The 24,843-nt window shown below is 63.7% G+C and carries 26 protein-coding genes and 2 pseudogenes; 8 read left to right on the top strand and 20 right to left on the bottom strand.

Annotated features, from left to right (window positions below; all coding sequences use genetic code 11):
• From ACQ86E_RS28525 to ACQ86E_RS28510, 4 genes are all read right to left on the bottom strand, one after another.
• Positions 1 to 864, bottom strand: a complete 864-nt coding sequence (locus tag ACQ86E_RS28525) for a branched-chain amino acid ABC transporter permease (RefSeq protein ID WP_431202816.1) — start codon at positions 862 to 864, stop codon at positions 1 to 3.
• Between the two features lie 75 nt (positions 865 to 939).
• The gene (locus ACQ86E_RS28520; protein WP_431202815.1) at positions 940 to 2,160 is read right to left on the bottom strand and encodes an ABC transporter substrate-binding protein; all 1,221 of its coding nucleotides are present in this window, start codon (positions 2,158 to 2,160) and stop codon (positions 940 to 942) included.
• Between the two features lie 48 nt (positions 2,161 to 2,208).
• Positions 2,209 to 2,955 carry an ABC transporter ATP-binding protein gene (locus ACQ86E_RS28515; RefSeq protein WP_431202814.1) on the bottom strand — a complete coding sequence of 249 codons (747 nt, stop codon included), beginning with the start codon at positions 2,953 to 2,955 and terminating at the stop codon, positions 2,209 to 2,211.
• Positions 2,948 to 3,703 (bottom strand): ABC transporter ATP-binding protein, encoded by a 756-nt coding sequence (locus ACQ86E_RS28510; protein ID WP_431202813.1) that lies wholly within the window; start codon positions 3,701 to 3,703, stop codon positions 2,948 to 2,950. The genes ACQ86E_RS28515 and ACQ86E_RS28510 overlap by 8 nt, the downstream gene beginning before the upstream one ends.
• A gap of 340 nt (positions 3,704 to 4,043) precedes the next feature.
• Between ACQ86E_RS28510 and ACQ86E_RS28505 the strand changes: the two genes are divergently transcribed.
• A complete protein-coding gene (locus ACQ86E_RS28505; RefSeq protein ID WP_431202812.1) occupies positions 4,044 to 4,691 on the top strand; it encodes a hypothetical protein in 648 nt (215 codons plus the stop codon).
• 24 nt (positions 4,692 to 4,715) lie between these two features.
• Here the strand turns inward: ACQ86E_RS28505 and ACQ86E_RS28500 are convergent, their stop codons facing one another.
• Positions 4,716 to 5,069 carry an ArsC family reductase gene (locus ACQ86E_RS28500; RefSeq protein ID WP_431202811.1) on the bottom strand — a complete coding sequence of 118 codons (354 nt, stop codon included), beginning with the start codon at positions 5,067 to 5,069 and terminating at the stop codon, positions 4,716 to 4,718.
• A gap of 103 nt (positions 5,070 to 5,172) precedes the next feature.
• Here ACQ86E_RS28500 and ACQ86E_RS28495 point away from each other — a divergent pair, with 103 nt between their 5' ends.
• Positions 5,173 to 5,544, top strand: a complete 372-nt coding sequence (locus ACQ86E_RS28495; protein WP_431202810.1) for a tRNA-binding protein — start codon at positions 5,173 to 5,175, stop codon at positions 5,542 to 5,544.
• A 1-nt stretch (position 5,545) separates the two neighbouring features.
• Here ACQ86E_RS28495 and ACQ86E_RS28490 read toward each other — a convergent pair whose 3' ends face one another.
• The 7 genes and pseudogenes from ACQ86E_RS28490 to ACQ86E_RS28460 all read right to left on the bottom strand — a co-directional run bounded on the left by ACQ86E_RS28490 (position 5,546) and on the right by ACQ86E_RS28460 (position 12,835).
• Positions 5,546 to 6,250 carry a glutathione S-transferase family protein gene (locus ACQ86E_RS28490; protein ID WP_431202809.1) on the bottom strand — a complete coding sequence of 235 codons (705 nt, stop codon included), beginning with the start codon at positions 6,248 to 6,250 and terminating at the stop codon, positions 5,546 to 5,548.
• Between the two features lie 65 nt (positions 6,251 to 6,315).
• Positions 6,316 to 6,981: a DUF429 domain-containing protein gene (locus ACQ86E_RS28485; protein WP_431202808.1), complete on the bottom strand. Its 666-nt coding sequence runs from the start codon at positions 6,979 to 6,981 to the stop codon at positions 6,316 to 6,318.
• 30 nt (positions 6,982 to 7,011) lie between these two features.
• A complete protein-coding gene (locus ACQ86E_RS28480; RefSeq protein ID WP_431202807.1) occupies positions 7,012 to 8,196 on the bottom strand; it encodes a serine hydrolase domain-containing protein in 1,185 nt (394 codons plus the stop codon).
• A 73-nt stretch (positions 8,197 to 8,269) separates the two neighbouring features.
• On the bottom strand, positions 8,270 to 8,962 hold the full coding sequence (locus tag ACQ86E_RS28475) for a GNAT family N-acetyltransferase (RefSeq protein WP_431202806.1): 693 nt from the start codon (positions 8,960 to 8,962) through the stop codon (positions 8,270 to 8,272).
• Positions 8,963 to 8,965: 3 nt separating this feature from the next.
• Positions 8,966 to 9,313, bottom strand: coding sequence for a Lin0512 family protein (locus tag ACQ86E_RS28470; RefSeq protein WP_431202805.1), 348 nt, complete (start codon positions 9,311 to 9,313; stop codon positions 8,966 to 8,968).
• Between the two features lie 209 nt (positions 9,314 to 9,522).
• Positions 9,523 to 11,186, bottom strand: a pseudogene (locus ACQ86E_RS28465) (acetolactate synthase large subunit).
• Positions 11,187 to 11,941: 755 nt separating this feature from the next.
• A complete protein-coding gene (locus ACQ86E_RS28460; protein WP_431202804.1) occupies positions 11,942 to 12,835 on the bottom strand; it encodes a LysR family transcriptional regulator in 894 nt (297 codons plus the stop codon).
• A 105-nt stretch (positions 12,836 to 12,940) separates the two neighbouring features.
• Here ACQ86E_RS28460 and ACQ86E_RS28455 point away from each other — a divergent pair, with 105 nt between their 5' ends.
• Together ACQ86E_RS28455 and ACQ86E_RS28450 are read left to right on the top strand one after the other, a co-directional pair.
• Positions 12,941 to 13,681 carry an SDR family oxidoreductase gene (locus tag ACQ86E_RS28455; RefSeq protein WP_431202803.1) on the top strand — a complete coding sequence of 247 codons (741 nt, stop codon included), beginning with the start codon at positions 12,941 to 12,943 and terminating at the stop codon, positions 13,679 to 13,681.
• Positions 13,682 to 13,716: 35 nt separating this feature from the next.
• Positions 13,717 to 13,950, top strand: coding sequence for a tautomerase family protein (locus ACQ86E_RS28450; RefSeq protein WP_431202802.1), 234 nt, complete (start codon positions 13,717 to 13,719; stop codon positions 13,948 to 13,950).
• 19 nt (positions 13,951 to 13,969) lie between these two features.
• Here ACQ86E_RS28450 and ACQ86E_RS28445 read toward each other — a convergent pair whose 3' ends face one another.
• Positions 13,970 to 14,521 carry a carboxymuconolactone decarboxylase family protein gene (locus ACQ86E_RS28445; RefSeq protein WP_431202801.1) on the bottom strand — a complete coding sequence of 184 codons (552 nt, stop codon included), beginning with the start codon at positions 14,519 to 14,521 and terminating at the stop codon, positions 13,970 to 13,972.
• 69 nt (positions 14,522 to 14,590) lie between these two features.
• Here ACQ86E_RS28445 and ACQ86E_RS28440 point away from each other — a divergent pair, with 69 nt between their 5' ends.
• The 3 genes from ACQ86E_RS28440 to ACQ86E_RS28430 all read left to right on the top strand — a co-directional run bounded on the left by ACQ86E_RS28440 (position 14,591) and on the right by ACQ86E_RS28430 (position 16,138).
• Positions 14,591 to 14,944: an MmcQ/YjbR family DNA-binding protein gene (locus ACQ86E_RS28440; RefSeq protein WP_431202800.1), complete on the top strand. Its 354-nt coding sequence runs from the start codon at positions 14,591 to 14,593 to the stop codon at positions 14,942 to 14,944.
• A 101-nt stretch (positions 14,945 to 15,045) separates the two neighbouring features.
• Positions 15,046 to 15,201, top strand: coding sequence for a hypothetical protein (locus ACQ86E_RS28435; RefSeq protein ID WP_431202799.1), 156 nt, complete (start codon positions 15,046 to 15,048; stop codon positions 15,199 to 15,201).
• A 58-nt stretch (positions 15,202 to 15,259) separates the two neighbouring features.
• Positions 15,260 to 16,138 (top strand): bifunctional helix-turn-helix transcriptional regulator/GNAT family N-acetyltransferase, encoded by an 879-nt coding sequence (locus ACQ86E_RS28430; RefSeq protein WP_431202798.1) that lies wholly within the window; start codon positions 15,260 to 15,262, stop codon positions 16,136 to 16,138.
• A 6-nt stretch (positions 16,139 to 16,144) separates the two neighbouring features.
• Here ACQ86E_RS28430 and ACQ86E_RS28425 read toward each other — a convergent pair whose 3' ends face one another.
• Positions 16,145 to 17,365 (bottom strand): MFS transporter, encoded by a 1,221-nt coding sequence (locus ACQ86E_RS28425; protein ID WP_431202797.1) that lies wholly within the window; start codon positions 17,363 to 17,365, stop codon positions 16,145 to 16,147.
• A 172-nt stretch (positions 17,366 to 17,537) separates the two neighbouring features.
• Between ACQ86E_RS28425 and ACQ86E_RS28420 the strand changes: the two genes are divergently transcribed.
• Positions 17,538 to 18,086 carry a dihydrofolate reductase family protein gene (locus ACQ86E_RS28420; RefSeq protein ID WP_431202796.1) on the top strand — a complete coding sequence of 183 codons (549 nt, stop codon included), beginning with the start codon at positions 17,538 to 17,540 and terminating at the stop codon, positions 18,084 to 18,086.
• 29 nt (positions 18,087 to 18,115) lie between these two features.
• Here the strand turns inward: ACQ86E_RS28420 and ACQ86E_RS28415 are convergent, their stop codons facing one another.
• The 6 genes and pseudogenes from ACQ86E_RS28415 to ACQ86E_RS28390 form a co-directional block, all read right to left on the bottom strand.
• Positions 18,116 to 21,436, bottom strand: a complete 3,321-nt coding sequence (locus ACQ86E_RS28415) for an SNF2-related protein (RefSeq protein ID WP_431202795.1) — start codon at positions 21,434 to 21,436, stop codon at positions 18,116 to 18,118.
• Positions 21,437 to 21,821: 385 nt separating this feature from the next.
• Positions 21,822 to 22,412 (bottom strand): DUF308 domain-containing protein, encoded by a 591-nt coding sequence (locus ACQ86E_RS28410; protein ID WP_431202794.1) that lies wholly within the window; start codon positions 22,410 to 22,412, stop codon positions 21,822 to 21,824.
• A gap of 111 nt (positions 22,413 to 22,523) precedes the next feature.
• Positions 22,524 to 23,109 (bottom strand): annotated as a pseudogene (locus ACQ86E_RS28405) (TetR/AcrR family transcriptional regulator).
• A 151-nt stretch (positions 23,110 to 23,260) separates the two neighbouring features.
• Positions 23,261 to 23,773, bottom strand: a complete 513-nt coding sequence (locus tag ACQ86E_RS28400) for a zinc-binding dehydrogenase (protein WP_431206582.1) — start codon at positions 23,771 to 23,773, stop codon at positions 23,261 to 23,263.
• Positions 23,680 to 24,144, bottom strand: a complete 465-nt coding sequence (locus ACQ86E_RS28395; protein WP_431206581.1) for an alcohol dehydrogenase catalytic domain-containing protein — start codon at positions 24,142 to 24,144, stop codon at positions 23,680 to 23,682. The genes ACQ86E_RS28400 and ACQ86E_RS28395 overlap by 94 nt, the downstream gene beginning before the upstream one ends.
• Positions 24,145 to 24,238: 94 nt before the next feature.
• Complete coding sequence (locus ACQ86E_RS28390; protein WP_431202793.1) at positions 24,239 to 24,790, bottom strand: hypothetical protein; 552 nt, start codon at positions 24,788 to 24,790, stop codon at positions 24,239 to 24,241.
• Positions 24,791 to 24,843: the final 53 nt, after the last annotated feature.

Genomic DNA, 24,843 nt, shown 5'->3' with positions numbered 1-24,843 from the left:
TCAGGCCGCCCTTCCCGTCAATCCCGTTGGCTTCACCAAGAGCACCAGCACCATCAGCACGAACACGACGGTGTTGGATGCCTCGGGGTAGAAATACTTGGTCATGCCCTCGATCACACCGAGCGCGAAGCCGGTGATGATGGAGCCCATGATCGATCCCATGCCGCCGATCACCACCACCGCGAACACGACGATGATGAGGTCCGCGCCCATCAGCGGTCGGACCTGGTTGATCGGCGCCGAGAGCACGCCGGCAAGCGCCGCAAGGCCGACGCCAAGACCGTAGGTCAGCGTGATCATGCGCGGCACGTTGACGCCGAAGGCGCGCACCAGCGTCGGATTTTCAGTGGCGGCGCGCAGGTAAGCGCCGAGCCGCGTCTTCTCGATCAGGAACCAGGTGGCGATACACACCACCAGCGAGAAGATGACCACCCAGCCGCGATAGATGGGCAGGAACATGAAGCCGAGATTCATGCCACCCTTGAGCTGGTCCGGAATGGCGTAAGGCATGCCCGAGGAACCGAAATAATTCTGGAACACGCCCTGCACGATCAACGCGATGCCGAAGGTCAGCAGCAGGCCGTAGAGATGGTCGAGCCCGGTCAGCCATTGCAGCATGGTCCGTTCCAGGATCATGCCGAAGATGCCAACGACGATCGGCGCCAGCAAAAGCGCCCACCAGTAATTGATGCCGCCGATATTCAGCAGGAAATAGGCGACGAAGGCGCCCATCATGTAGAGCGCGCCATGGGCGAAATTGATGATGTTGAGCATGCCGAAGATCACGGCGAGCCCGAGACTGAGCAGCGCGTAGAACGAGCCGTTGATCAGTCCCACCAGTAGCTGAGCGTAAAGAGCCTGCATCGATATCGCACCCGGTCCCTTCGGCGTTCCCCTGAAAGTCGCCTGCAGGCCTCAAGAGGCCTGCAGGCCTCTATCTCACTTCTTAAGCAGCGCGCACTTGCTCTCGGAGAGCGGCGTGAAGGCCTGGTCGCCCGGCACCGAGCCGACGAGCTTGTAGAAATCCCACGGCCCCTTGGACTCGGAGGGCTTCTTCACCTCGAACAGATAGGCGGTATGGATGGTGCGGCCGTTCGGCTGGATCTCGCCCTTGCCGAACAGATCGTCTTCCGTCGGCATCGACTTCATCTTCTCGACGACCTTGACGCCGTCATGGGGATTGCCGCCGAGCGCATCCAGTGCCTTGAGATAGTGGCGCACGCCGGCATAGACGCCCGCCTGCACCATGGTCGGCATCGCGCCGTTCTTCATCTTCTCCGAGAACCTCTTGGAGAAGGCCCGGGTCTTGTCGTTCATGTCCCAGTAGAACGTCTCGGTGAAGTTGAGGCCCTGCGCCGTCTCGAGACCGATCGCCTTGACGTCGGTGAGGAACAGCAGCAGCGCCGCGAGCTTCTGGCCGCCCTTGACGATGCCGAACTCGGCCGCCTGCTTGATCGAGTTGGTGGTGTCGCCGCCGGCGTTGGCAAGACCGATGATCTTGGCCTTGGACGCCTGCGCCTGGAGCAGGAACGAGGAGAAGTCCGGGGTGTTGAGCGGATGCTTGACGCCGCCGATCACCTTGCCGCCATTGGCGGTGATGACCGAGGTCGTGTCGCGCTCGAGCGCTGCGCCGAAGGCGTAGTCCGCGGTCAGGAAGAACCAGGTGTCGCCGCCGGCCTTCACCAGCGCCTGGCCCGTGGTGTGGGCGAGCATGTAGGTGTCGTAGGTCCAGTGCACTGTGTTGGGCGAGCACTGCGCGTTGGTGAGGTCCGAGGTCGCCGCACCCGAGTTGATGTAGACGCCGTTCTTTTCCTTGATGACGTTGTTGACGGCGAGCGCCACGCCCGAGTTCGGCACGTCGACGATGATGTCGACCTTGTCGACGTCGAACCACTGCCGCGCGATCGCGGTGCCGATATCGGGCTTGTTCTGGTGGTCGCCCGAGATGATGTCGATCTTCCAGCCCTTCCCCGCCAGGCCGGAATCTTCGACGGCCATCTGGGCAGCGAGCGTCGAGCCGGGACCGCCGAGGTCGGCATAGAGGCCGGACTGATCGGACAGCGCACCGATCTTGACGGTCTTGTCCTGCGCGATGGCCACACCGGCCGTCGTGACGGCCAACGCCGTGCCGAGCAGAAACGACGCAATCGACTTTTTCATGCTACTTTCCTCGTGAACATTCTCATGGTCGTTTGGCGCTTGGACGCCTTAGACGCCGAGATAGGTGTGGAGCTTGTCCATATTGGCGGCAAGCTCCGAATTGGCAAATCCGTCAATGATCTTGCCATGCTCGACCACGTAATAGCGGTCGGCGACGGTGGATGCGAAACGGAAGTTCTGCTCGACGAGGAGGATCGTAAAGCCCTCCTTCTTGAGCCGCGCAATAGTGTGGCCGATCTGCTGGATGATGACAGGCGCAAGACCTTCGGTCGGCTCGTCCAGCATCAGGAAGCTCGCGCCGGTGCGCAGGATGCGCGCGATCGCGAGCATCTGCTGCTCACCGCCGGACAGCTTCGTGCCCTGGCTGTTGAGACGTTCCTTCAGATTGGGAAACAGGTCGAAGATCTGCTCCAGCGGCAATCCGCCCGGGCGCACCACCGGCGGCAGCAGCAAATTCTCCCGCACATCGAGACTGGAGAAAATCCCGCGCTCTTCCGGGCAGAACGCGATGCCCATCCGCGCGATCTTGTCGGACGTCGCGCGAATGATCTCCTGGTTGTTGAACTTCACCGAGCCGGTGCGCTTGCCGATGATGCCCATGATCGACTTCAGCGTAGTGGTCTTGCCGGCGCCGTTGCGCCCGAGCAGGGTGACCACCTCGCCGGCATTCACGTCGAAATTGATCCCGTGCAAGATGTGGGACTCGCCGTACCAGGCTTCCAGGTTGCGCACCTGGAGGATGTTGCCTCCGGTCGCAGCCTTTGCCGGAGCGTCCGCAATCACAGTCTCAACCATGACCAGCTCCCAGATAGGCTTCCTTGACGCGCTCGTCCTTGGTGAGCTCTGCGTAATTGCCCTGCGCGAGCACCTGGCCGCGCGTCAGCACGGTGATGATGTCGGAGAGATTGGCGACGACGCTCAAATTATGCTCGACCATCAGAATGGTATACTTCGCCGAGATCCGCTTGATCAGCGCCGCGATCTTGTCGATGTCCTCGTGGCCCATGCCGGCCATGGGCTCGTCCAGCAGCATCATCTCAGGGTCGAGCGCCAGCGTGGTTGCGATCTCCAGTGCGCGTTTACGCCCGTAGGGCATCTCGACTGCCGGCGTATTGGAAAACTCACTGAGGCCGACGTCGCTCAACAGCTCCTGCGCGCGGTTGTTGAAACGGTCGAGCACGGACTTGGAACGCCAGAAATCGAAGGAGCTGCCGTGCTGACGCTGGAGCGCGACACGAACGTTCTCCAGCGCGGTGAGATGCGGAAATACCGCGGAAATCTGGAATGAACGGACCAGCCCCATGCGGGCGACGTCTGCCGGCGCCATCGCCGTGATGTCCTGTCCCTTGTACAGGATTTTTCCGGCAGACGGTTTGAGGAACTTGGTCAGAAGATTGAAGCACGTCGTCTTGCCGGCCCCGTTCGGGCCGATCAACGCGTGAATGCTCCCACGGCGAACCTTGAGCGCAACGTCGCGGACGGCGAAGAAGCCCGCGAACTCCTTGGTCAAGCCTTCCGTTTCGAGAATGAACTCATCGGCCAAACAGATTTCCCCCTGCCCGCGCTATACGCGTGACTGTCCTTGGTTGCTTCGGCATTCCGGAGGCCCTGGAGCCCACCCGGAGCCGCCGCCTCCGGGCGCGGAATATGCCGGAGGTGACGGGGGTTAGGCAAGGCGGAAAGCTGAGCAGATCAGGCCTCCGGCCGGGATACAAATGCTCCCTTAGTCGGAGGTTTTGATGTCGCGCCTGCCCGGCCTCCCGGTTCGCAAGGCACCGGTCATCAAGCCGTCGTTAACGGTCTTTCGTCCCGCGCGCCAGCCTTCATCAAAAATTTTCCAGCAGCGAGGATGATATGTGCGTTTTATCGCCGGGAATATTGTCTTGGATTTTGCAAGCGCCGCTCCTTCCGTCGTCAAGTCGATCAGGCAGCGTGACCTTCTGAACACGTGGCTGCGACTTTTTGCGCGCACGCAGACGGCGCCGGCGGTCTGGGAATATCAGCCTGCCCGACTCGAGGAAGAGCTGTCCGATCTCATCTATTATACTGTGGACATTTCGACACCGACGCCGCGCCTCACCATCCAGAGCGAAGGCACGCGCATCTCGCGCGCCTATGGGCATACCGGCAAGGGCGCTCTGCTCGACGAGTATATCGGGCCGCGGCTCGCGCCCTTCGTGATGCCGTTCTATCATGAATGCGTGGCGCGCGGCCTCCCGGTCTACAGCGTTGCCGACATCGACGACATCTACGGACGCGTGGTCGCCTATGAACGGTTGCTGCTGCCGTTCCAGACCGATGGCAAGGTCTGTCACATCATCGCCTCGCTCAAGACGTTCTGCGAGGACGGCGGCTTCGAGATCAAGAATCTGATGCGCGGAAATGACGCGCTACCTCGGCCAAAGCTGCGCGCGGTGATCGATCAGGACCTCTTCCATCGCGCACCCGGTCGCATCGCGGCCGCTGATGTCGTCGAGTTCGCCGATCGGTCCGGGCCCGCCGTCACCCCCGAGACCATCGATCTGAACTAGCCGTCGGCGCGCTCTGACATCGACCTATTTGGTCCTGACGTCCTTGGCATAGACGTCCGGCTTGAAGCCGACCAGGAGCTTGCCGCCGACTTCCAGCACCGGCCGCTTGATCATCGATGGTTGCGCTAGCATCAGCGCCAGCGCCTTTCTCTCGGTGAGGCCCTCCTTGTCGGCGTCGGGCAGCTTCTTGAAGGTCGTTCCGGCGCGATTGAGCAGCGTCTCCCAGCCGACCTTGCCGCTCCACTGCTCGAGCTTGTCCTTCTCGATACCCGACGCCTTGTAGTCGTGGAATTGATACGCGACGCCGTTCGTGTCGAGCCAGGCGCGCGCCTTCTTCATGGTGTCGCAGTTCTTGATGCCGTAGATGATGTTGGGCAAGACGGTCCTCGTGCATGCGTCGTATCGTGACCCCAGCGTTGTACGAAACTCCGGTTCGCGCGACAATATTGCGAACCAAGCCAGCTCTCCAAACGGACATTCCATGCACGTCACCCATGATCCCGCCGCGGCCCCGTCGCCGACCATCGACTTCAACACCTTCCTCGCGGTCGATATCCGCGTCGGCACCATCGTCGATGCGAAGCCGTTCCCGGAGGCGCGCAAGCCGGCGTGGCGGCTGTGGATCGACTTCGGCCCCGCGATCGGGGTGCGCAAGAGCTCGGCGCAGATCACCGAGAACCATCCGCTCGAGACGCTGGTGGGACAACAGGTCGCGGCGGTCGTCAATTTCCCGCCGCGCCAGATCGGTCCTGTCGTCTCGGAGGTGCTGACGCTCGGTTTCCCCGATGCCGACGGCAAGGTCGTGCTGGTGCAGCCGAGCAAGCCGGTGCCGAACGGCGGACGGCTGTTCTAGCTCACGGCCGCTTCGGGATGTCGAGCCCGCGCTGCACGGCCGGACGAGCCAGGCCCCGTTCGAGCCAGGCACCGACCGACCTGAACTGGCTGAACTCGACGAGATCGCCGGCACCGTAGAAGCCGATGAGATTGCGCACCCAGCCGAGCATGGAAATGTCGGCGATGGTGTAGTCGTCATCCATGAACCATTGCCGGCCGGACAGATGCGTCTCCATCACGCCGAGCAGGCGCCTGGACTCGGCGACATAACGTTCGAGCGGCCGCTTGTCCTCAAAATCCTTGCCGGCGAATTTGTGGAAGAAGCCGACCTGGCCGAACATCGGCCCGATGCCGCCCATCTGGAAATGCAGCCATGCGAGCGTCTGGTAGCGACGCGCTGCATCCTCCGGCAAAAGCTTGCCGGTTTTCTCCGCCAGATACTGCAGGATCGCCCCGGACTCGAACAATTGCAGCGGCCGGCCTCCGGGCCCGTTGGGATCGAGGATCGCCGGGATCTTGCCGTTCGGATTGAGTGAGAGGAATTCGGGCGTCTTCTGGTCGTCCTTGCCGAAATCAACGAGATGGACTTCGCAAGGTAGTCCAATCTCTTCCAGCATGATCGAAACCTTGACGCCATTCGGTGTCGGCAGCGAATAGAGCTGAAGCAGCTCGGGATGCTTGGCCGGCCAACGCCGGGTGATGGCAAAGGCGGAGAGATCTGGCATCGGGGACCCTTCGATCTACAGTTGAGGCGCATCCAATCTAGGCGAGGAGTGCGATGACACAAGCTTCAGTAGTTGATTTCCATACGTAGCCCGCACGGATCGGTCTCGTCCCCACCAACGCGTTGCTTGCTGTCGCGTGCCGCGACCGCACAAGCGCAGGCATCGATGAGGTCGTCGCGGCCAATGCCCGTGCCATATCGAAGCGTCAGCCATCTTTCGATCTTGGTGAAACCTCGGCCTTGCAACAGCTCGATCCGCTGCTTGCGACCCTGCGGCGACGTCTTCGGTTCAAGCCGAACCTCATCAGCGAGATTCCAGAAAATCAGTTCCGGGTGCGCTTCGCGGATTGTCTCCTGCTTTTCCGGGGTCATGAAATCGTCGACCTCCTTCATCTTCTCCCTAATATTCCAGAGCTGGGCGGACACGCCCCTGCCCCTGCCTTCATGCTCCCAGTAATGGCGATTGGCTGCCCCCATGTCAGAGAACTTCCAGAGGTCGCGCCGCGCACCGAGGAACACGGCAGGACCGATCAATTTTCGGGCCTGCCTGTCGCAACAACGATAGCCGCTCGGCTTCAATCCAATCGGCATGTCGATCATCGCATGCGCATGCGGCATCGCGAGCAAGCGCGTCAGGCCCGGCGAATAATCGAAACCGTGATCGCCGCGATCATCGATCCACGCGGCGACCCAGCCGAAGCGAAATCCATCGAGGCCGAGATAGTTTGGCACGCGCGCGATCCCGACGCGCCCTCTCGCCTATCAGGCGCCGACGGCCTGATAGGCCAGGCGCTTGAACTCGAAGAAGAACGGATTCCAGAATCCCATGTGGCGCTGGGCCATCAGCACGCCGGCCGTGTTGGCCTCGGGGCAAATCCACCAATGGGTGCCGGCAAGCCCGCCCCACTGGAATTCGCCGGTCGAATTGGGCGGATCGAACGGCATCGGCGCGAAGGTGACGGCGCCGCCGAGACCAAAGCCCTTGCCCGGGATCGGCCCGAGATTGGCAAAACGGATGGTCTGCCCGGCGGCCAACTGGTTCGTCATCATCTGCCGCAGCGTCTCCGGCTTCAGCAGCGCATCCGAGCCGGGCAGCATCGCACGCACCAGCGCGAGCATGTCGGGCAAGGTCGAAACCAGACCGCCGCCACCCGACAGCCGCGGGAACGGCCGGCGATAGGCCTGCGGGTAAGGCAGATTGTCGGCTCGCGTCAGCCCGGGCTTCATCGGATCGAGTACGTCCGCACCAGTGTAGAGCGCGACCAGCCTGCCCTGCTGTGCTTCGGGCACGTGGAAGCCGGTATCGGTCATGCCGAGCGGATCGAAGATGCGCGCCTTGAAGAAGACATCGAGGGGTTTGCCCGAGACGACTTCCACGACGCGGCCGAGCACGTCGGTCGCCACAGAATATTCCCAGGATATGCCCGGATGATAGGACAGCGGCAGATCGGCGAGCTGGTCGATCATGTCGGTCAACGGCGTCAGCGGGTTGAGCACGCGCGCTTCGTTGTACCCTTTGAACAGCACCGAGCCGGGATCGAAGATGCCGTAGCTGAGGCCCGAGGTATGGGTCAGGAGCTGGCGGATCGTGATCGGGCTTTTGGCGGGCTCGACATCGGCGAGGCTGGCCGCGCCCTGTTTCAGCACCTTGCGATCACCGAGCTGCGGCAGGAATTTTTCGACGGCGTCGTCGAGCCCGATGCGCCCCTCCTCGACCAGCAGCATGATCGAGCAGGTGACGAAGATCTTTGTGTTGGAATAGGCTCGGAAAATATGATCGGCCCGCAGCGCGGTCTTCGCCTCGCGATCGGCGAAACCGACGCATTGCTGATCGACGACATGGCGGCCCTTCAGCACGGCCCAGGACACGCCCGGAATGATCTCCTGATCGACATAGCGCTGCATCGCCGTTCGTGCGGCGGAAAAATCCGGTGTTCTGGCGTCCATGTGTGTTTCCCCCAAATTATGGTTGGGCTCGATATAGCGTGAATTGTCCGAATATGAAGCCCGGCGGACGCACTCACCCCTCTTTCATCAGGGCGGTGACATACAGGCGGCGACGAATTGTCATCCCCTGCCGCTGATACAGCGCGATCGCCGAGGCATTGCTCGAGAACACATGCAGGAACGGAATTTCACCACGCGCCTCGATCTGCCGCGCGATCGCCGCGAGCAGCGCCTGCGCGTAGCCGCGGCCACGGTGATCGGGATGGACGCAGACCGCCGTCATCTCGACGAACTTTCCCGGCTTCATCCGCTCGCCGGCCATCGCCACCAGTTCATTGCCCGCGCGGATGCCGAGAAAGGTGCCGAGCTCATATGTCCGCGCGACAAACGGGCCGGGCTTCGTCAACGCGGTCAGCGCCATCATGGCGGGAACGTCGGCCACGCCCAACGTGACGATCTCGGCGTCGCGAAGCGGACTGTCGGCCGGCGAGCCGATCATCTGCTCGCCGGTCTCCGAGAGCACGACCTTGAAGCCGGCGGGAATGTCGACGGGGTCCGGCGTGAACAGCGCGGCGACTTGCGAGGCCGGCAGGATATCACCCAGCGCGGCGAAGCTTGCCGCCGACATGTCCGCCATATCGGCAAACGGCGTCATGTCCACGGGGTAACGCAGCGCCCGCGCACCGCCTTCCGCCAGATGCTTGTGGCTCGTCGTCAGCGCGCTCCAGATCGGCCGGTCCAGCAGCTCCACATCGCTGTCGGACACTGGTTAGTCCTTCTCGAAGCTGACGATGACGGCGGCATTGGCGATGAGGATAGGGTCGTTGGCCACTTCCGTAGCCGAGGGAATCTCGAGCCCGCCCTTGACCGCAGTCACGGTCACCGTGCCGTAAGGCAGCTCCTTCGCAACAGCTTCCTTGTCCACGGCCTCGGGGTTGGGCACGGCGATCGTGACGTCGACGAACATGTCGTTGGCGGTCTTGTCGATCATCCGGAAGAAGCCGAGGCTCGAATGCCTGATCGCATCCGACACCGCACGCTTCGCCGCCTTGGTGGCGTCCCGGCCGTGGACGTCGACGCCCATGCCCATCTCGGTGATACAGCGAACGCGGGTCATTTCATATTCCTGTGGTTGGTTGGGTGATCGGGAGTGTCGGTAATCGGAGGGAGCGGCACAAGGAGGGTTGTCATGTTGGACCAAGGCGCCTGCCACAAACTCTGTCATTGCGAGCGCAGCGAAGCAATCCAGAGTCTTTCCGTCGAGGGATTCTGGATTGCTTCGCTGCGCTCGCAATGACGATGTGGAGAGAGCTTTGCCCCATCACATCACGCCTTCGCTTTCTGATGCGCTCGTAGCTCGTCCACCAACACCCGCACGTTCTCCGAATAGTCGATCGGGATCACGACCAGATGCACGCCGCCCTCCTTGAAGGCCGCATCCAGCGTCGGAGCAAAGCTGTCGATGCTCTCGATGCGATGGCCCTTCGCGCCATAGGCCTTCGCGTAGAGAACGAAATCAGGGTTACCGAACGTCATGCCGAAATCGGCAAAATGATCGACGGCCTGCTTCCAGCGGATCATGCCATAGGCGTGATCCTCCAGCACCAGCACGACGAGATTGAGCTTGAGCCGGACGGCAGTCTCCATTTCCTGGCTGTTCATCATGAAGCCGCCGTCGCCGGCAACCGCGAGCACACGTCGCTCGGGATAGAGCATCGCCGCCATCATCGCCGACGGCAGTCCGGCGCCCATGGTCGCCAGCGCGTTGTCCAGCAACAGCGTGTTGGCGACGCGGGTGCGGTAGTTGCGCGCAAACCAGATCTTGTACATGCCGTTGTCGAGCGCGACGATGCCGTTCTCCGGGATCACCTGCCTGATTTCGTGCACGATCCGCTGCGGCGTCGGCGGCCAGCGTGCCTCGGTGGCGCGGTCGGCAAGATGCCCCAGAATCTCCTCCCGCAACGGCAGCAGCGCCGCTGCCTGCGGCAGCTTGCCTTCGAGACGATCTGCCAGCAGCTCGAGACTCGGGCCGACGTCTCCGACGACCTCGGCATCGGGGAAATAGACCTGCTCGACGCTGGCCGAGGTGTAGCTGACGTGGATGACCTTCGGCCCCGACGGCCCCATGATGAAGGGGGCTTCTCGATGGGATCGTGACCGATCGCGACGATCAGGTCGGCGGCCTCGATTGCGTCGTGAACGTAGTCGCGCTCGGACAGCGCCGCGGTGCCCATATAAAGGTTGGTGCCGCCGGGCACGGTGCCCTTGCCCATCTGCGTGGTGAAGAACGGAATGCCGGTCCGGCGCACGAAGCTTGCGATGCCGTGCGTCGAACGCGGCCGGCTGGTCGCGGCGCCCATCATCACCAGCGGACGCTTTGCAGCCAGAATCATGGCAGCGGCGCGGTCGAGCGCGGCGCGGTGGGCGACGGGAATCTCGATGGGATGAACCGAAATCACGGGAACCGCCGGCACGTCGTCGCCCGCGATGTCCTCCGGCAGTTCGAGATGGACGGGTCCCGGCCGCTCCTCCATCGCGACGCGGAAGGCGTCGCGGACCACGGTCGGAATGCTGGAGGCGCTGATGATCTGCCGCGACAGTTTCGTCAGCGGCTTCATGCTCGCGACCACATCCACGATCTGGAAGCGCGCCTGCCGGCTGCTCATGATCGGCTTCTGGCCGGTGATCAGGATCATCGGCATCGCGCCGAGATGCGCATAGGCCGCGCCGGTGGACAGGTTGAGCGCACCGGGTCCGAGCGTCGACAGACACACGCCGGGCCTGCCGGTGAGCCGGCCATGCGTGGCGGCCATGAAGGCGGCAGCCTGCTCGTGGCGGGTCAGGATCAGCTGGATCTTGGAGGTGCGCAGCGATTCAACGAGGTCGAGGTTCTCCTCGCCGGGCACGCCGAAGATGCGATCGACACCTTCGTTCTCCAGTGCGGCGACAAACAGGTCCGATCCCTTGACTTTGTGGTCCTGCCCGCTCATGTCGCCTCCGCTGTGCATTCTCCCGAGTTCCATGGGAGTACGCGTATGGTAGCGGTCTGTCGTGCGGGCACAACTCACATTGCGGCGCGGTCTGTGATGCGCAATGCTCGTTCCTCTCCTGTCCCGGACGCGACTTTTTTGCGCAGACACGCCATCGCGGCCTCGCGGCTCATTTCGCCCGAGCTCTACATCGTCCCGCCCTCCTTTGTCAGAGGGCGCAGGGAAGACCGGGTGCCGGCCGGGCACCCACGGTCCACTGTGCGAAGGTTGCGCTACAAGAGGCTGCACAGCGGCATACAGGTGTGGCCAGACATCCGGCCTTCCCTGCGCAGTGGTTTGACGGCTTATGTCGTACTCTCCCCGGGGAGCGATGCACTATTGCCCCCGTCGCCTTGCGGCTGGTGATGCGCGCGCCCGGTCGGGCCGCCACATCACCGCAACGCTTGACGCCAGCCTACGGGCGCCAGGACCACACGATTTTGCCGTACGCAGATCGCACCGGTCGTATGCGCAATGGCCCTCGCTCACGGTTGCCCGCCCTGCGATGCCTGTCGCGCCGATGTGACTAGCGTCCACCGCAGCCCACCCCACGTTTCGTGACGATCGCGATACGCCCCTCTGAACGGGGTGAGGTGGCGCATGACTACGCCAAAACAGAATTTCGGTAAAGTGGAATATTTTCGCAAGTGCGGATTGACCCGTGACTTGTGTGTTTCGCCCCTCGGGCAACGCAAGGGATTGTAGCCCGCTTCTCCCTACAGCTTCGCTACGGCGAAGATGCCAGCGATCCACTCCAGAAACACGCGCAGGCGCAGCGCGAGTTGGCGGTTCTGCGGATAGAGCGCCGAGAGCGGCGTCGGCGACGGCGGATAGTCCGCCAGCACCTCGACCAGCGCCCCGCTGGCGAGAGCGTCCGCGAAACGATAGCGCGGCGCCTGCGCAAGACCGAAGCCGAGCGTTGCGAGATCGGCCATGGTGTCGGAATTGTTGACGCGCACCCGGCTCGGCAGCATGACGTGCCGCAGCGCGCCCGCAACGGAAAATTCCAGCGGCAGCACATCACCGGTGCGCGAGGAGATGAAAGCCACCATCTGGTGGCCGTCGAGCGCATCGGGCGCCACAGGCATGCCGTGGCTGGCGATATAGGCCGGACTCGCCACCGTGATCTCCGCGATGGTGCCGAGCCGGCGCAGGATCATCCCACTGTCCTCGGGCTCACCGGACCGGATCACGCAATCGATGCCCTCGCGCACGAGGTCGACGAGGCGGTCGCCCTGCCCGATCTGCAAGTCGAGCTCAGGATAGCGCGCCAGGAACGCCGGCAGGTGCGGCAGTATGAAGGTGCGCGTCAGCAACGGATGCGCGTCGATACGCAACAGGCCGCGCGGCTGTGCATCGCGCATCGCGGCTTCCGCCTCCTCGACCTCCGCCAGGATGGCGACACAGCGGCGGTAATAGTCCTCGCCGTCGAGCGTCGGCGTGACGTGCCGGGTCGTCCGTTCGAGCAGGCGCGCGCCTAACCTCGTTTCGAGGCCGCGCAGCACCTCGCTCGCCGTCGAACGGGGAATGCCGAGGTCGGCTGCTGCAGCCGTAAAGCTCTGCCGCTCGACAAGGCGGATGAACAGGCGCATGGCGTCGAAACGGTCCATGGAACGATTGTTCACCACAGCCGACAAGTGATGGCAAGTCTCGGACGATTATCCGGCGATGGCGATCGCGTATCTCCCGATCAGAAGACATCGAGGAGACCTGTCATGACCACCCCATCCCAGCGCGCCGCGATCGTCACCGGCGGCTCCCGCGGCATCGGCGCGGCCATTGCCCGCCGGCTGGCGCAGGACGGACTCGCGGTTGCCATCAACTATGCCAGTGGCCGCGACGCTGCCGACGCGCTCGTTGCCGAAATCGAAGCCGCCGGCGGACACGCCATCGCCGTGCAGGCCGATCTTGCCGATCCGGCAACGCCTTTGCTGCTGTTCGATGCGGCGGAGCGCGCCTTCGGCGGCGTCGACATCCTCGTCAACAATGCCGGGGTCATGGAGCTCGGGCCGCTCGCCGAGATGACCGACGCGTCGTTCGCGCGGCAGATGTCGGTCAATCTCGAAAGCGTGTTCCGGTCCCTGCGCGAAGCGGCGCGGCGGCTCCGCGAGGGCGGCCGCATCGTCAGCTTCTCGTCCAGCGTCGTCGGTCTCTATCAGCCTGGTTACAGCGTCTACGCCGCGACCAAGGCCGCGGTCGAAGCGATGACACACATCCTCGCCAAGGAGCTCGGTGGGCGGCGCATCACCGTCAACGCGGTAGCGCCCGGTCCGGTCGAGACCCGGCTGTTCCTGGACGGCAAGAGCGAGCAGCAGGTGCGCGCCATTGCCGCCATGAACCCGTTCGGCCGCCTCGGCCAGCCCGACGACATCGCCGGCGTCGTCGCCTTTCTCGCGGGCCGCGACAGCGGCTGGATCAACGGCCAGATCATCCGCGCCAACGGCGGCGTGATCTGACGCGCAGCACGACACCTGACACGGAGAAGACAATCATGCCTTTCGCCAACATCAAGATCCCGCAGGCCGCGCTCTCGCGAACCCAGAAGGCGGAGATCGTGCATCGCCTCACCGCGCTGTTCGTCGACTATTTCGGCGAAGCGGCGCGGCCGCACACGATGGTCCTGATCGAGGAAGTCCCCGACGGCGGTTATGGCCGCGCCGACGAGGTGTTCGTCATCCCCGACGCTTACCGCGCCGGCGATTCCGTCACGGCAGCTTCAGGCTGAGCCGGCGGGCGACCTCCGCCTACTCGGCAGCCTCGCTGTGGGGAACGTCCTGCTCGACCTCGAGCTGAAGGATGTCGTTGAAGCGGTTGAAAGCGCCGCACAGCGCGATGCGCCAGGTCAGCTCGACGATCTGGGCTTCCGAGAAATGCGCGCGAAGGCGAGCAAAGATCTCGTCGCGGGTCTTGTTCCAGTTGTTGGTGACGGCGATGGAATATTCGACGACGAGCTTGTCGAGCTGATCCAGCTCGGGATGGTCCTTGTAGTCGACCAGGCGCGCGGCGCCCTGCTCCGATACGCCCTGCACAGCCAATTTTGGCGCGTGATGGGAGACGCAATAGTCGCACTTGTTGAGCAGCGAGACTGTGACCAGCGCAAGCTCGAGATGGCGCTTCGACACCTGGCCTTCGCTGGCGAGATCGACCAGCAGCGACCACATATGCTTGAAGATCGGCAGCCGATGCGCCATGACACCGGCCTGGTTCTCGAACGCGCCGTAGGTCGCCATCTTGTCCCACAGTGGCCTCAGCGCCTCCGGCAAATCGTCCCTGGTCTTGATCGAAACTCGCGACATGGCCATTCATCCCTGGTTGGAGGATACATGTTGCCATAGCGGCAGCCGATCCGCCTCGATTGCGATCGCATGACACCCAAGACATTTGAAACACGCTGCCTGCGCCTGCCTGCCGTCACCAAGGTGGTGCAGCGGGAAGGCACCTCCGTGTTCAAGGTTGGCGGCAAGATGTTCGCGCTCAGCGGTGGCTTTGCCTCGGGTTCCGGCGGCTACATGTTCAAGGTCTCGGACATGGCCTACGCGATCCTGATCGAACATGGCGTGGCACGGCCAGCGCCGTATCTCGCGCGCGCCAAATGGGTGCAGCTCGCCGGCAACAACGCGCTGCCGGACGCCAAGCTCACTGCCTATCTGGCGCAGGCTCATGCCCTGATCGTCGCAAAGCTCACCCGCAAATCGCGCAAGGCGCTGGGGCTGGACTGACCGCTCTCCGGAACGTGATGGGATGATTACCATCCTCCCATTGGATTTTTGCTGCACTGCACCTAACTCAGCTGCAAAGCCCATTCGAGATGGAGTGTTCCATGAGCAATTCCAACACCACCGCATCCTCCAAAGCCCATCGTTATGAACTCGTGCATGGCGACGGCGCCGACTTCGTCGCCTACCAGCGCCGCCGCGAGGACGGGCACTGGCAGACCTTTGCGACCTGGATGATTCCCCGCGCGATCTGCAGCTAAAGTAAACCAGTTCTGCCGCCGTTGACCGGGACATAATACCTGACTAAAGTCAGGTATTATGCTCGATCCCGTTTCCCGCGTCCGCCGCTTCAACCGTGCCGTGACCTCCGCCGTCGGCGCGCTCGACACCTCGTTCCTCGGGCGCGGCCGGCCGCTCGGCGCCGCGCGCGTGCTCAACGCAATCGGGCACGGGCGCTCGGACGTGGCCGAGATCCGCGACTATCTCGGCCTCGATTCCGGGCTGATGAGCCGGCTCCTCCGAGGCCTCGAGGACGAAGGCATGGTCGAGACCACCGCGCACGATGGCGATGCGCGCCGCCGCGTGGCGAAGCTGACGCGGGCGGGCCGGCGCGAATTTGCGGCGTATGAGGCGCTGTCGAACACGCAGGCCGAGAGCTTCATTGCAGGGCATTCGCAGCGCGAGGCGTTGCTGGCGGCGATGGACCTGATCGCCTCGGCACTGACGCGCGAGCGCGTCACGCTCGCCGGGATGGACCCGCAGAGCGAAGAGGCCCGCTATTGCCTCAGCGAGTATTACGCCGAACTCGGCCGCCGCTTCAAACAGGGTTTTGATGTTTCTCTTTCGAGAGACCCCAACGCCAAGGACATGCGCCGGCCGCGCGGCACTTTCATCGTCGCGATGTCGGACACGCTGCCGATCGGCTGCGTCGGGCTGAAGGGCACGGACCACGGCTATGCCGAGATCAAGCGTCTGTGGGTCGCCCCGGCCGCGCGCGGATTACGGCTCGGCCGGCGCCTGATGGACGCGGCCGAGGATGCCGCGCGCGAGCTCGGCATCGCGCTGCTGCGGCTGGACACCAACAGCGCACTGGCGGAAGCCGGCCAGCTCTACCGCAGCACGGGCTGGCGCGAGATCCCGCGCTTCAACGACGATCCGTATCCGGATCTGTTCTTCGAAAAGCGCATCGCGTCATAGGCCTCGTCACGCCACGGCCGGCGCCGCCTCGGCTTGCGGCTTCGGGAACGGCCGGAAATTCATCGCCATCAGGAAGGCGCCGAGGCCCATTGCCCAGGAGGCGATATAGAGCCAGGCGTAGCTGGCGAATGCGTCGTAGATCAGCCCGCCGGCGAGCGGGCCGGTCGCCATGCCGAGGCTGCCGGCCATCGCCGTGCCGCCGATCACCGTGCCCATCATGCGCAGTGGAAAGTTTTCGCGGATCAGCACGGCATAGAGCGGCATGGTGCCGGCATAGATGAAGCCGAAGATGGCGCCGACCACGTAGAACGTCGCGAGCTGGTGCGCGACGACATAGCCGAGCGCGCCGAACGCCTGTAGCAGCAGGCCCGAGACCAGCACGCGCTTGGCGCCGAAGCGGTCGCCCAGCAGGCCGAAGGCGATGCGCCCGCCGAGGCCGGCAAAACCTTCGATGCTGTAGATCGTCACTGCCGCGACCAGCGGAATGCCGCAACTGACGGCATAGCTGACGGTGTGGATGATCGGACCAGAATGAGTGGCGCAGCAGAAGAAATTGGTCGCGAGCAGGATCAGGAATTGCGGCGAGCGCAGCGCCTCGCCCATCGACATCTCCGCCTGCGGGCCGCCCGCGCTGATGGGGGCGGCAGCGACGTGCGCGAGCGCGGGCGGACGGCGCACCAGCAGCGCCACCGGGATCATGATGGCGCCGACCACCAGCGCCACGATCTGCATCGCGGTGCGCCAGTCATGATGGGAGACGAGCCAGGCTGCGAGCGGCGCCATCGTCATCGGCGCCACGCCCATGCCGGCCGACACCAGCGACACCGCGAGGCTGCGATGGGTGTCGAACCAGCCGGTGACCGTCGCCATCATCGGCGCGAAGATCGCCGCGCAGGAGGCGCCGGTCAGGAGGCCGAACACGATCTGGAACGCCAGCAGCGAGGTCGCATGGCTCGCGGCGAACAGGCTCAGCGTCAGCACGATCGATCCCGTCAGCACGACCGGCAGCGGTCCGAACCTGTCCGACAGCGTGCCCCACACCATGCTGGTGAAGGCCATGGCCAGAAAGCCGATCGTCATCGCGCTCGATATGCCGGTCACCGACCAGCCGGTGTCCTTTGCGATCGGCTGCAGGAACACCGGCAGCGAAAACATGCCGCCGATGGCGACACAGCCAAGCAGGCCGCCGGCGGCGACGATGACCCAGCGATAGGAGGATGCGTTCATGTTGGTCTCCCGTCATGTCTGTCTGGGTGGAAGACGAATGGGAACAGCGCTGCCCGACACCGTGGTCGCAGATTTTTGCACGCCTGTTCTCGGCCGCCGGAAGACATCTTGACCTGCGATACGGGATCGCGAATGTGCAATTCGATCAGCCGTTCCGCAAGGCTCAAAGACATTGAACACATCCTCCAAAAAGACGACCGGCCATGTCTTCATCGCCGCCAGCGTCGATGGCTACATTGCCCGGCCCGATGGCGACATCGACTGGCTGACGAGGTACGCAGCCTCCGGTGAGAACACCGGCTACGACGCGTTCATGGATACGGTCGACGGCTTGGTGATGGGCCGCGCCACCTTCGAGAAGGTGATGTCGTTCGACAGCTGGCCCTTCACCAAGCCCGTCGTCGTGCTGAGCCAAACCCTGTCGCAAGCCGACCTGCGCGCCGACCTCGGCGGCAAGGTCCGGATCTCCTCGCTCGCGCCGCAGCTTCTCATGCAAGCGCTGGCGAGCGAGGGATGGCGACGTGCTTATGTCGACGGCGGCCGGGTGATCCAGTCGTTTCTGCAGGAGAAGCTGATCAGCGACATCGTGCTGACGCGCGTTCCCGTCCTCCTCGGCGACGGCATTCCGCTGTTTGGCCGGCTTGCCGCTGATCTGCCGCTCCGGCATGTGGAAACCACGACGTTCGCGTCCGGGATGGTGCAGAGCCGATACGAGTTCTGAGACCTGGGTATCGCGCACAAAACGCCCGGCTACGCGTCGAACAGAGCGTTCACATCACTCTCCGTGAGTGCAGACGCGATCCCGCCGTTACGGTCGAACAGGCCATCGGCGAGCGCGCGCTTTCTGGCTTTGAGCTCGTCCATCTTTTCCTCGATCGTCCCGCTCGCCACCAGCCTGTAAACGAAAACGGCCTTATCCTGCCCGATCCGGTAGGCCCGATCGATCGCCTGTTCCTCGACGGCGGGATTCCACCAGGGATCGAAGATGATGACGGTATCGGCGGCAGTCAGGTTGAGGCCGACACCGCCTGCCTTCAGGCTGATCAGGAAGATTTCGGCCGCGCCGCCCTGAAAGGATTCAATCGCCGTCTTTCGGTCCCTGGTCTTGCCGGTGAGAACGCTGTAGCTAAGGCCTCCCGTGTCGAGGCGCTTGCGGATCAGATCGAGCATGGATGTGAATTGCGAGAAGATGATGATCTTGCGTCCCTCGCTGAGCAGTTCCCCCACCATATCGATCAGGCGATCGAGCTTCGCCGACGGCCGTTCGACGCCGTCGTTCAGTTTCAGCAACGCCGGATCGCAACAGGCCTGCCGCATCCGTAGCAGGGCTTCGAGCACCACGATGTGGCTCTTGGCAAGGCCCTGCTTTGCGATGGCTTCGCGAACCTTGCGCGACATCGCAAGCCGGATCGAATCGTAGAGATCGCGCTGCGGCCCTTCCAGTGCGATACTCTCCACCATCTCGCTCTTGGGGGGCAGTTCGGTCGCCACTTCGGTCTTGGTACGTCGCAGCAAGAACGGCTTGACGCGCTGCGCCAGGGCCGCGGTCCGCGCCTTGTCCCCGCGCTTTTCGATCGGCGTGCGCCACTGCCGCGAGAAAGCCGCCTTGTCGCCGAGATAGCCCGGATTAACAAAACTCATGATCGACCAGAGCTCACCGAGATGGTTTTCCATCGGCGTGCCCGTCATACAGAGGCGATGCCGCGCCTTCGTCTCGCGCAGCCATCGCGTGGTGGCGGCATCGGGGTTCTTGACCGTCTGCGCCTCGTCCAGCACGGCCATGTGCCACTCCCGCGCGAGCACTATCTCGCGGTCGCGTGCGATCAGCGGATAGGTGGTCAGGACCAGATCGTGCTCTGCGATGACGGGAAACTTATGCTTGCGATCTGCCCCGTGCAGCACGAGAACCTTCAGCTCCGGCGCGAACTTCCGCGCTTCCGCGGACCAGTTCGTCATCAGGCTGGTCGGCGCGACGACCAGCACGGGATTGGTGAGGTGACCTCGCGCTTTCTCCAGTGCGATCAGCGCCAGGACCTGAACGGTCTTTCCCAGCCCCATGTCGTCGGCGAGGATCCCGCCCAGCCCGCTCTCGCGGAGCAGATCGAGCCATGCCACACCCAGCGCCTGATAGGGTCGAAGCGTCGCGCAAAAACCCGGCGGCAATTCCGGCGCGATCAGCCCTCGCGCCTGAAGCAGGCCTGCGAGGTGGCGAAGACTATCGGCCCCGTGAAAGGCAAAGCGCTCGTTCTCGACGCCGAGCAGCGGTACGACGTCCGCGCGCGACAGTCTGATCTTCCTGGAGGAGTCCTCGAAAGCGCCGCTCATGTGCAGGCCATGCAGCGCCAGCACGAGCGGCAGGAAGCGATCGGCAGCCAGCGCGACATGCCGGCCGTCAGCCAGGGGCAGCAGGAAGCGCTCGCCCTTGTCTGCAAGCTCAGTCAGCAATTCGGGGGTGAAGCCGGGCGCCGAAACCAGCGCAGCCAGCAGCGGCGCCAGATCGCGCCGTTCGCCTTCGATCTCGATGCCGAGTGACAGCTCGAACCAGTCGATGCCGCTGGACTCGAGCACCGCGTCAAAATCGCCTGACGACTCCGCGAGCCGAAACGGAAAATCGTCGTCGACCAAGATATCGAATCCCTCGGCCCGCAATTGCTCCGCGTGCAGCGCGAGAAAATCGAACCAGCCGCGCTGGTCGCGCTGCGTGAGGTCCATGACATGGCGGTGATCGAGGTACGACAGCACAGACCTTGCCTCGGCGAAACCCGCCTCGACGAGGCGTTTGCGTGCCAGCCTCTCCTTCGGTAGGCGGCGCGCGATCGCATAGACCTGTCCGCCCTGGAACAGCTCCAGCCGGCTCGCTCGCTGGGTCGGATCGATGTCGAGTCCGCCGTAGCGGAAGCCGAGGCTGGCCACGCCGGCGGGACCGACCTGTTCGTTCTTTTTGTAATAGTGATAATAGCTGGCAACACGTCCCAGCTTCAGCTGTAGCACGGGACGCGGATCCTCGTCGATGAGCACCGCCGCCGCCGGTGGCACCGGCAGGATGCCGTGGTAGAGCTCCGGCAACCTCTGGCCCAGGCGGCGCGAAACTTCTTCGAGTTGCGCGCGGGGGATGGAGGGGGCAGCCAGGAACTGGCAGGCGAGCCGAGGCGGCAGGCCGAGCTGCACGACCCCGATCACACTGCTGGCATCATCGACATAGACCGGCGGTTCGGCATTGAGCGCGAACGCGTCCGATACGATGAGGGTCGGTGCAACGCCCCTGCCGCGCCCAGGGCGCCATTCGATCCGGCCCTCGCGCGGCTCGCCCCAGCTCAGCGGCGCCCGCTTGTGGTCGCGCCAGAATGCGCGGCCGGTGGCGACGATGCGGCGCAACACTTCCTCCGTATACGGCCCCTGGTCGGAATAACCACGGACGCGGGCTTTCACTGCGGTCATGATGTCGACATCGACATCACGGAAATATTTCGGAGCTCGCTCCGGTTTGAACTCGTACAGACTCGGACTGGTGTAGCTATCGGCATAGTCCCCGCCCTTGCGTACCCGGACCGATCGCAAGGACACCGCGAGGCAGGGCATCGCGTCGTCCGACGGCTGCAGGCAGTATAGCAATCGCTGGCTGTCGTCGGCTGCAACGTCGCTGCTCCGCACCGCGCGGCCGACATTGTCGATCCAGGTGTTTACCTCGAAACCCAGGACCGGCGGAGCCGACGGCGCTTCATTGTTTGCAGGCTTGGCTACCTGCAAGGGTGGCACGGGCCACAGCGCCGCCGGCTGCTTGTCGCTCAGTGCTTCCAGCAGGGTCGCGGCGATATGCTTGCAATTCACGGCCATCGGACAGCTGCAATCGCCATCAAGGTCGACGAGCCTGCCGTGCTCGAACTCCAGCTGGATGTCGACGCGATAATTGCTGGACTCGCTCCCTCGCACCTTTGCGGTCACGTGGGTCAGGTCGTCGCTGACGCGCAGCGCCGAGACGCGCCCCTGCGCCTGATAGGCATGCGCCTTCTCCATCGCAGCGCGGCTGAAGTAACTATAGATTTCCTTCCGCTTGAGAACGTCCGAGAGCACTTACAGCGGTTCCGCGATCCAGCTTGTCTGGCTTGTAGCATAGCCGTCTCGGCCGGGGCATTGTAGTCTCGAAATTTGCGGTACACGCCGAAAAGCCGTCCTGTCGCGGCACGGCACGACCGCAACGAGCGCTTCATGGCCTGCGGCATTCGCAAAAGGACGGATGTTTCAACCCATCCGTGAATGGCATGAACCTGCATGACCATTCGCCCCATCATCCTCTGTCTCGACCTCCGCCCCACGCCCCGTCGCCGTCTTCGACACGACTTGCGTGAGCGTGGAGCTGACCTGCAGGACCCGATGCGCGACGCACCCGACATCACGGCGCCGCATATGTGCTCTTGCCAGGCCTGTCATCTCCCGGTGCAAGGCATGGGCGCAAAACTTACTCGCATTGAACTTGCCTCGCGCGACGCCGCCATTCGCTGACGGCGAGCCAGATTGCCGAGACCAGGAAGTAGATCGCGCCGACTGCGACGTAGCCCGCGACCGTCGCGATCGACGGCACCGCGGGCGTGGAGGCTTGAAATATGAAGACGCCGCCGGCCACCGCCGACTGTGCGCCGCTCAGCACCATGGCCCATTGCGCGCCAAAACTCTTCCAGCGCCGGATGGCCGTCCCCAGCTGGAGCAGGCCAGCCAGGATCGCCCAGGCCCCGAACACCGCGAGCACGAGGTTCATGGTGATCTGCAAGGCGACGAGGACCGCGACGGTGGTCGCCAGGCTGGCGAGAACGTTGAGCGCCTGCGTGCGGTTTTGCCCGAGGCCTCCGCTGCGCTGGGCATCGACGAAGTTGGCCGCGGCATCCCAAGCCGGGTAGAGCACGAGCAAGGTGCCAGCGATCAGCGCCGACGACGATCCTGCGGCAAACGCGGCCGCGACCCAGGCGATGGAGAACGCCGCGCGGGTGAAATAGTATTGTTTCAGCCATCGTTCGCGATCGGCACGAACGAAATCCGGTTGATGATGCGTCATTGCAGTCTCCTCTTTACCTACTAGTTGGTAGTTGGTAGTTTACGCGCGCGCCGCGCGATTGCGTTCACCCCAAATGCTCGCGGGGTGTCGTTGTCGTTTCGCCGATGTCTCTCAGTGCTTGCCGGACAGCCGATCCAGCAGCGGAGCGGTGATCACTCCGAACATCTTTGGATCGCCATAGGCGCGCGCCGACAGCATCGCGCCGTGGATGGTCGCCATGAATCCCTCGGCCTCGACCCGGGCCGTGCCGGAAATTTTCAGCCGCCCCTTCCGCTTGCCGCGCTCCATCACCGACGTCAGCCACGACGCGAGGAAGCGGAAATGCGCGCGGACTTCGAGCGCCACCTCCACCGGCAGGATCGGAAGCTCGCTAGCCAGCAGCGCGCAGACGCAGAAGGGAGCCGTTGCGTCGGTGATGCACGCCTCCCAATACGCGATATAGTTTTCGAGTTGCTCACGCGGGTCAGGAATGTTGCGGCTCGAGCGCCGCAAGCCCCGCCTGGGCCTCCTCGCGATAGCGCGACACGAGGGTACGGACCAGATCGACCTTGCTGGCGAAATGGTGGTGAATGCTCGGCTTGCGGATGCCGACCACCTCCGCAATATCAGCGTAGCTGAAGCCGTTGTAACCGCCCGCGATGATCAGCGTGCGGGCGCGGGCCAGAATGTCGTCAGCGGTGGAAGATACATTGGTCATGACCGTTAACTACCTTCCAGTTGGTAGGTCGTCAAGAATGAGGTGCTTCAACCATCCGTGAGTGGCAAGCAGCGTGGCGCTGCACAGCGAAGTACCCTTAACGATCCCGTTGGATTGAGCACTCGCCAACGACGTTACCGCCAGCGCGCGTTCAGTTGACCGCAAGGACAACCTTTCCAAATCCACCGCCGCGCTCCACGCTGCGATGGGCATCGGCGGCGCGTTCCAGCGGAAACACCCGGTCGACCAACGGTTTCAGCACGCCCGACACGAACAGCGGCAGAAAGCCCTCGAAGAATCGATGGACCATCGCCCGCTTCTCGTCCACGCCACGCGATTTCATGACGGTGCCGACCAATCGCAGATGGTTGTAGAGCAGCAGGTTGAGCGGAATCGAGGTGTCGCGCTGGCCGCTCAAAAGGCCGACTTGCACCAGTGTTCCGCCGGGCCGGAGGCTGCGAAAGTTGCGCGGCAGGTAGTCGCCGCCGACGAAGTCGATCACGGCGTCGACGCCACGATGATCCGTACGGCTCGCGACCACGCTTTCGAAATCATCAGCCCGGTAGTCGATCACAGTGGCCGCGCCGATCTTGCCGACATCCGCCAACCGCGAAGCGCTCGCCGTTGCGTAGACAACGGCGCCCAGCGCATGCGCGACCTGCACGCATGCCGAGCCCACTCCGCCCGCGGCGCCGTGAATGAGCACGGTTTGACCCTGCCCGATTCCTGCGAGATGCGAGACCGCTTCGACCGCCGTGACGAACGATTCCATAATCGCCGCGCCCTCGACGAATGAGACATTGCCTGGAAGCCTGACCGCCATGTCGCGGTCGACCCGGGCGAACTCGGCATAGGCTCCCCGCCCACGATCGCCATCACACGTTCCCCGATCGAGACGTCATCGACTTCGCTGCCGACGCCGACAACTTCACCGGCCAATTCGAGGCCAAGCAGGTTGCTCTCGCCAAAGCTCTGGTTGCCGTAGGCGCCGGTGCGCTGAAGAATATCCGCGCGGTTAATCCCTGCCGCCCTCACACGCACCAGCAGGTCGTGGGCGCGAATCTCGGGCCTCGGCACCTCGGCCACGCGGAGAACCTCCGCCGGACCGAAGCTGTCGTAGACGACCCCCTCATTTCGCTTGCACCTGCGCCCGCGCCTTGGCGCGCCGCGCGATGCTGGCGGCGAACAATGGCGTCTCGCGGCGATTGTGATCGCTTCCGGCCGCCTGGCGCGCTTTGGCAGCGTCGTCGAAGGACAGGCCGTGCTTGTCCAGGAATGCCATGAAGACATCGGTCGGGTGCGCCGTGACGCTGTTCGTATAGCGGGTACGTCCTCCATCGACGGTTTCGGCCTTCAGCTCCCAGATCACGTTGACCTGGATCCTGCCATTGGCCGTGAACACGTCCGAGATTGAATTCATGCGGCAGTAGGTCTTGCCGGCCTCTTCGGCGACATAGTGCTGAACGACCAGGCCGGTGCCGATCTGCTCGACGTTGATCATCATGCGGCGTCCGTCGTCGGTGGTGCTGACGCCGGCCGCAATGTGATCAGGCGGGCAGCAACGCAGATATTCGGCTTCGGAGAGCGTGAACAGCCATTCGGCAATGTCCACCTGGTCGAGCGATACATCAATGTCCGCGGTGTAAGCCGACTGCGACAGGATGCGATCGAGAACCTTCATGATAGTCTCCTTTGATCAATGGCTTAGGCCCGCAGGGCTTGCCTGCGAGGGAG

This window comes from Bradyrhizobium betae (assembly GCF_050632175.1).
GTDB lineage: Bacteria > Pseudomonadota > Alphaproteobacteria > Rhizobiales > Xanthobacteraceae > Bradyrhizobium > Bradyrhizobium betae_B.
Note: the sequence above shows the minus strand (reverse complement) of the source record. Positions and strands in the feature narration are given on the sequence as shown.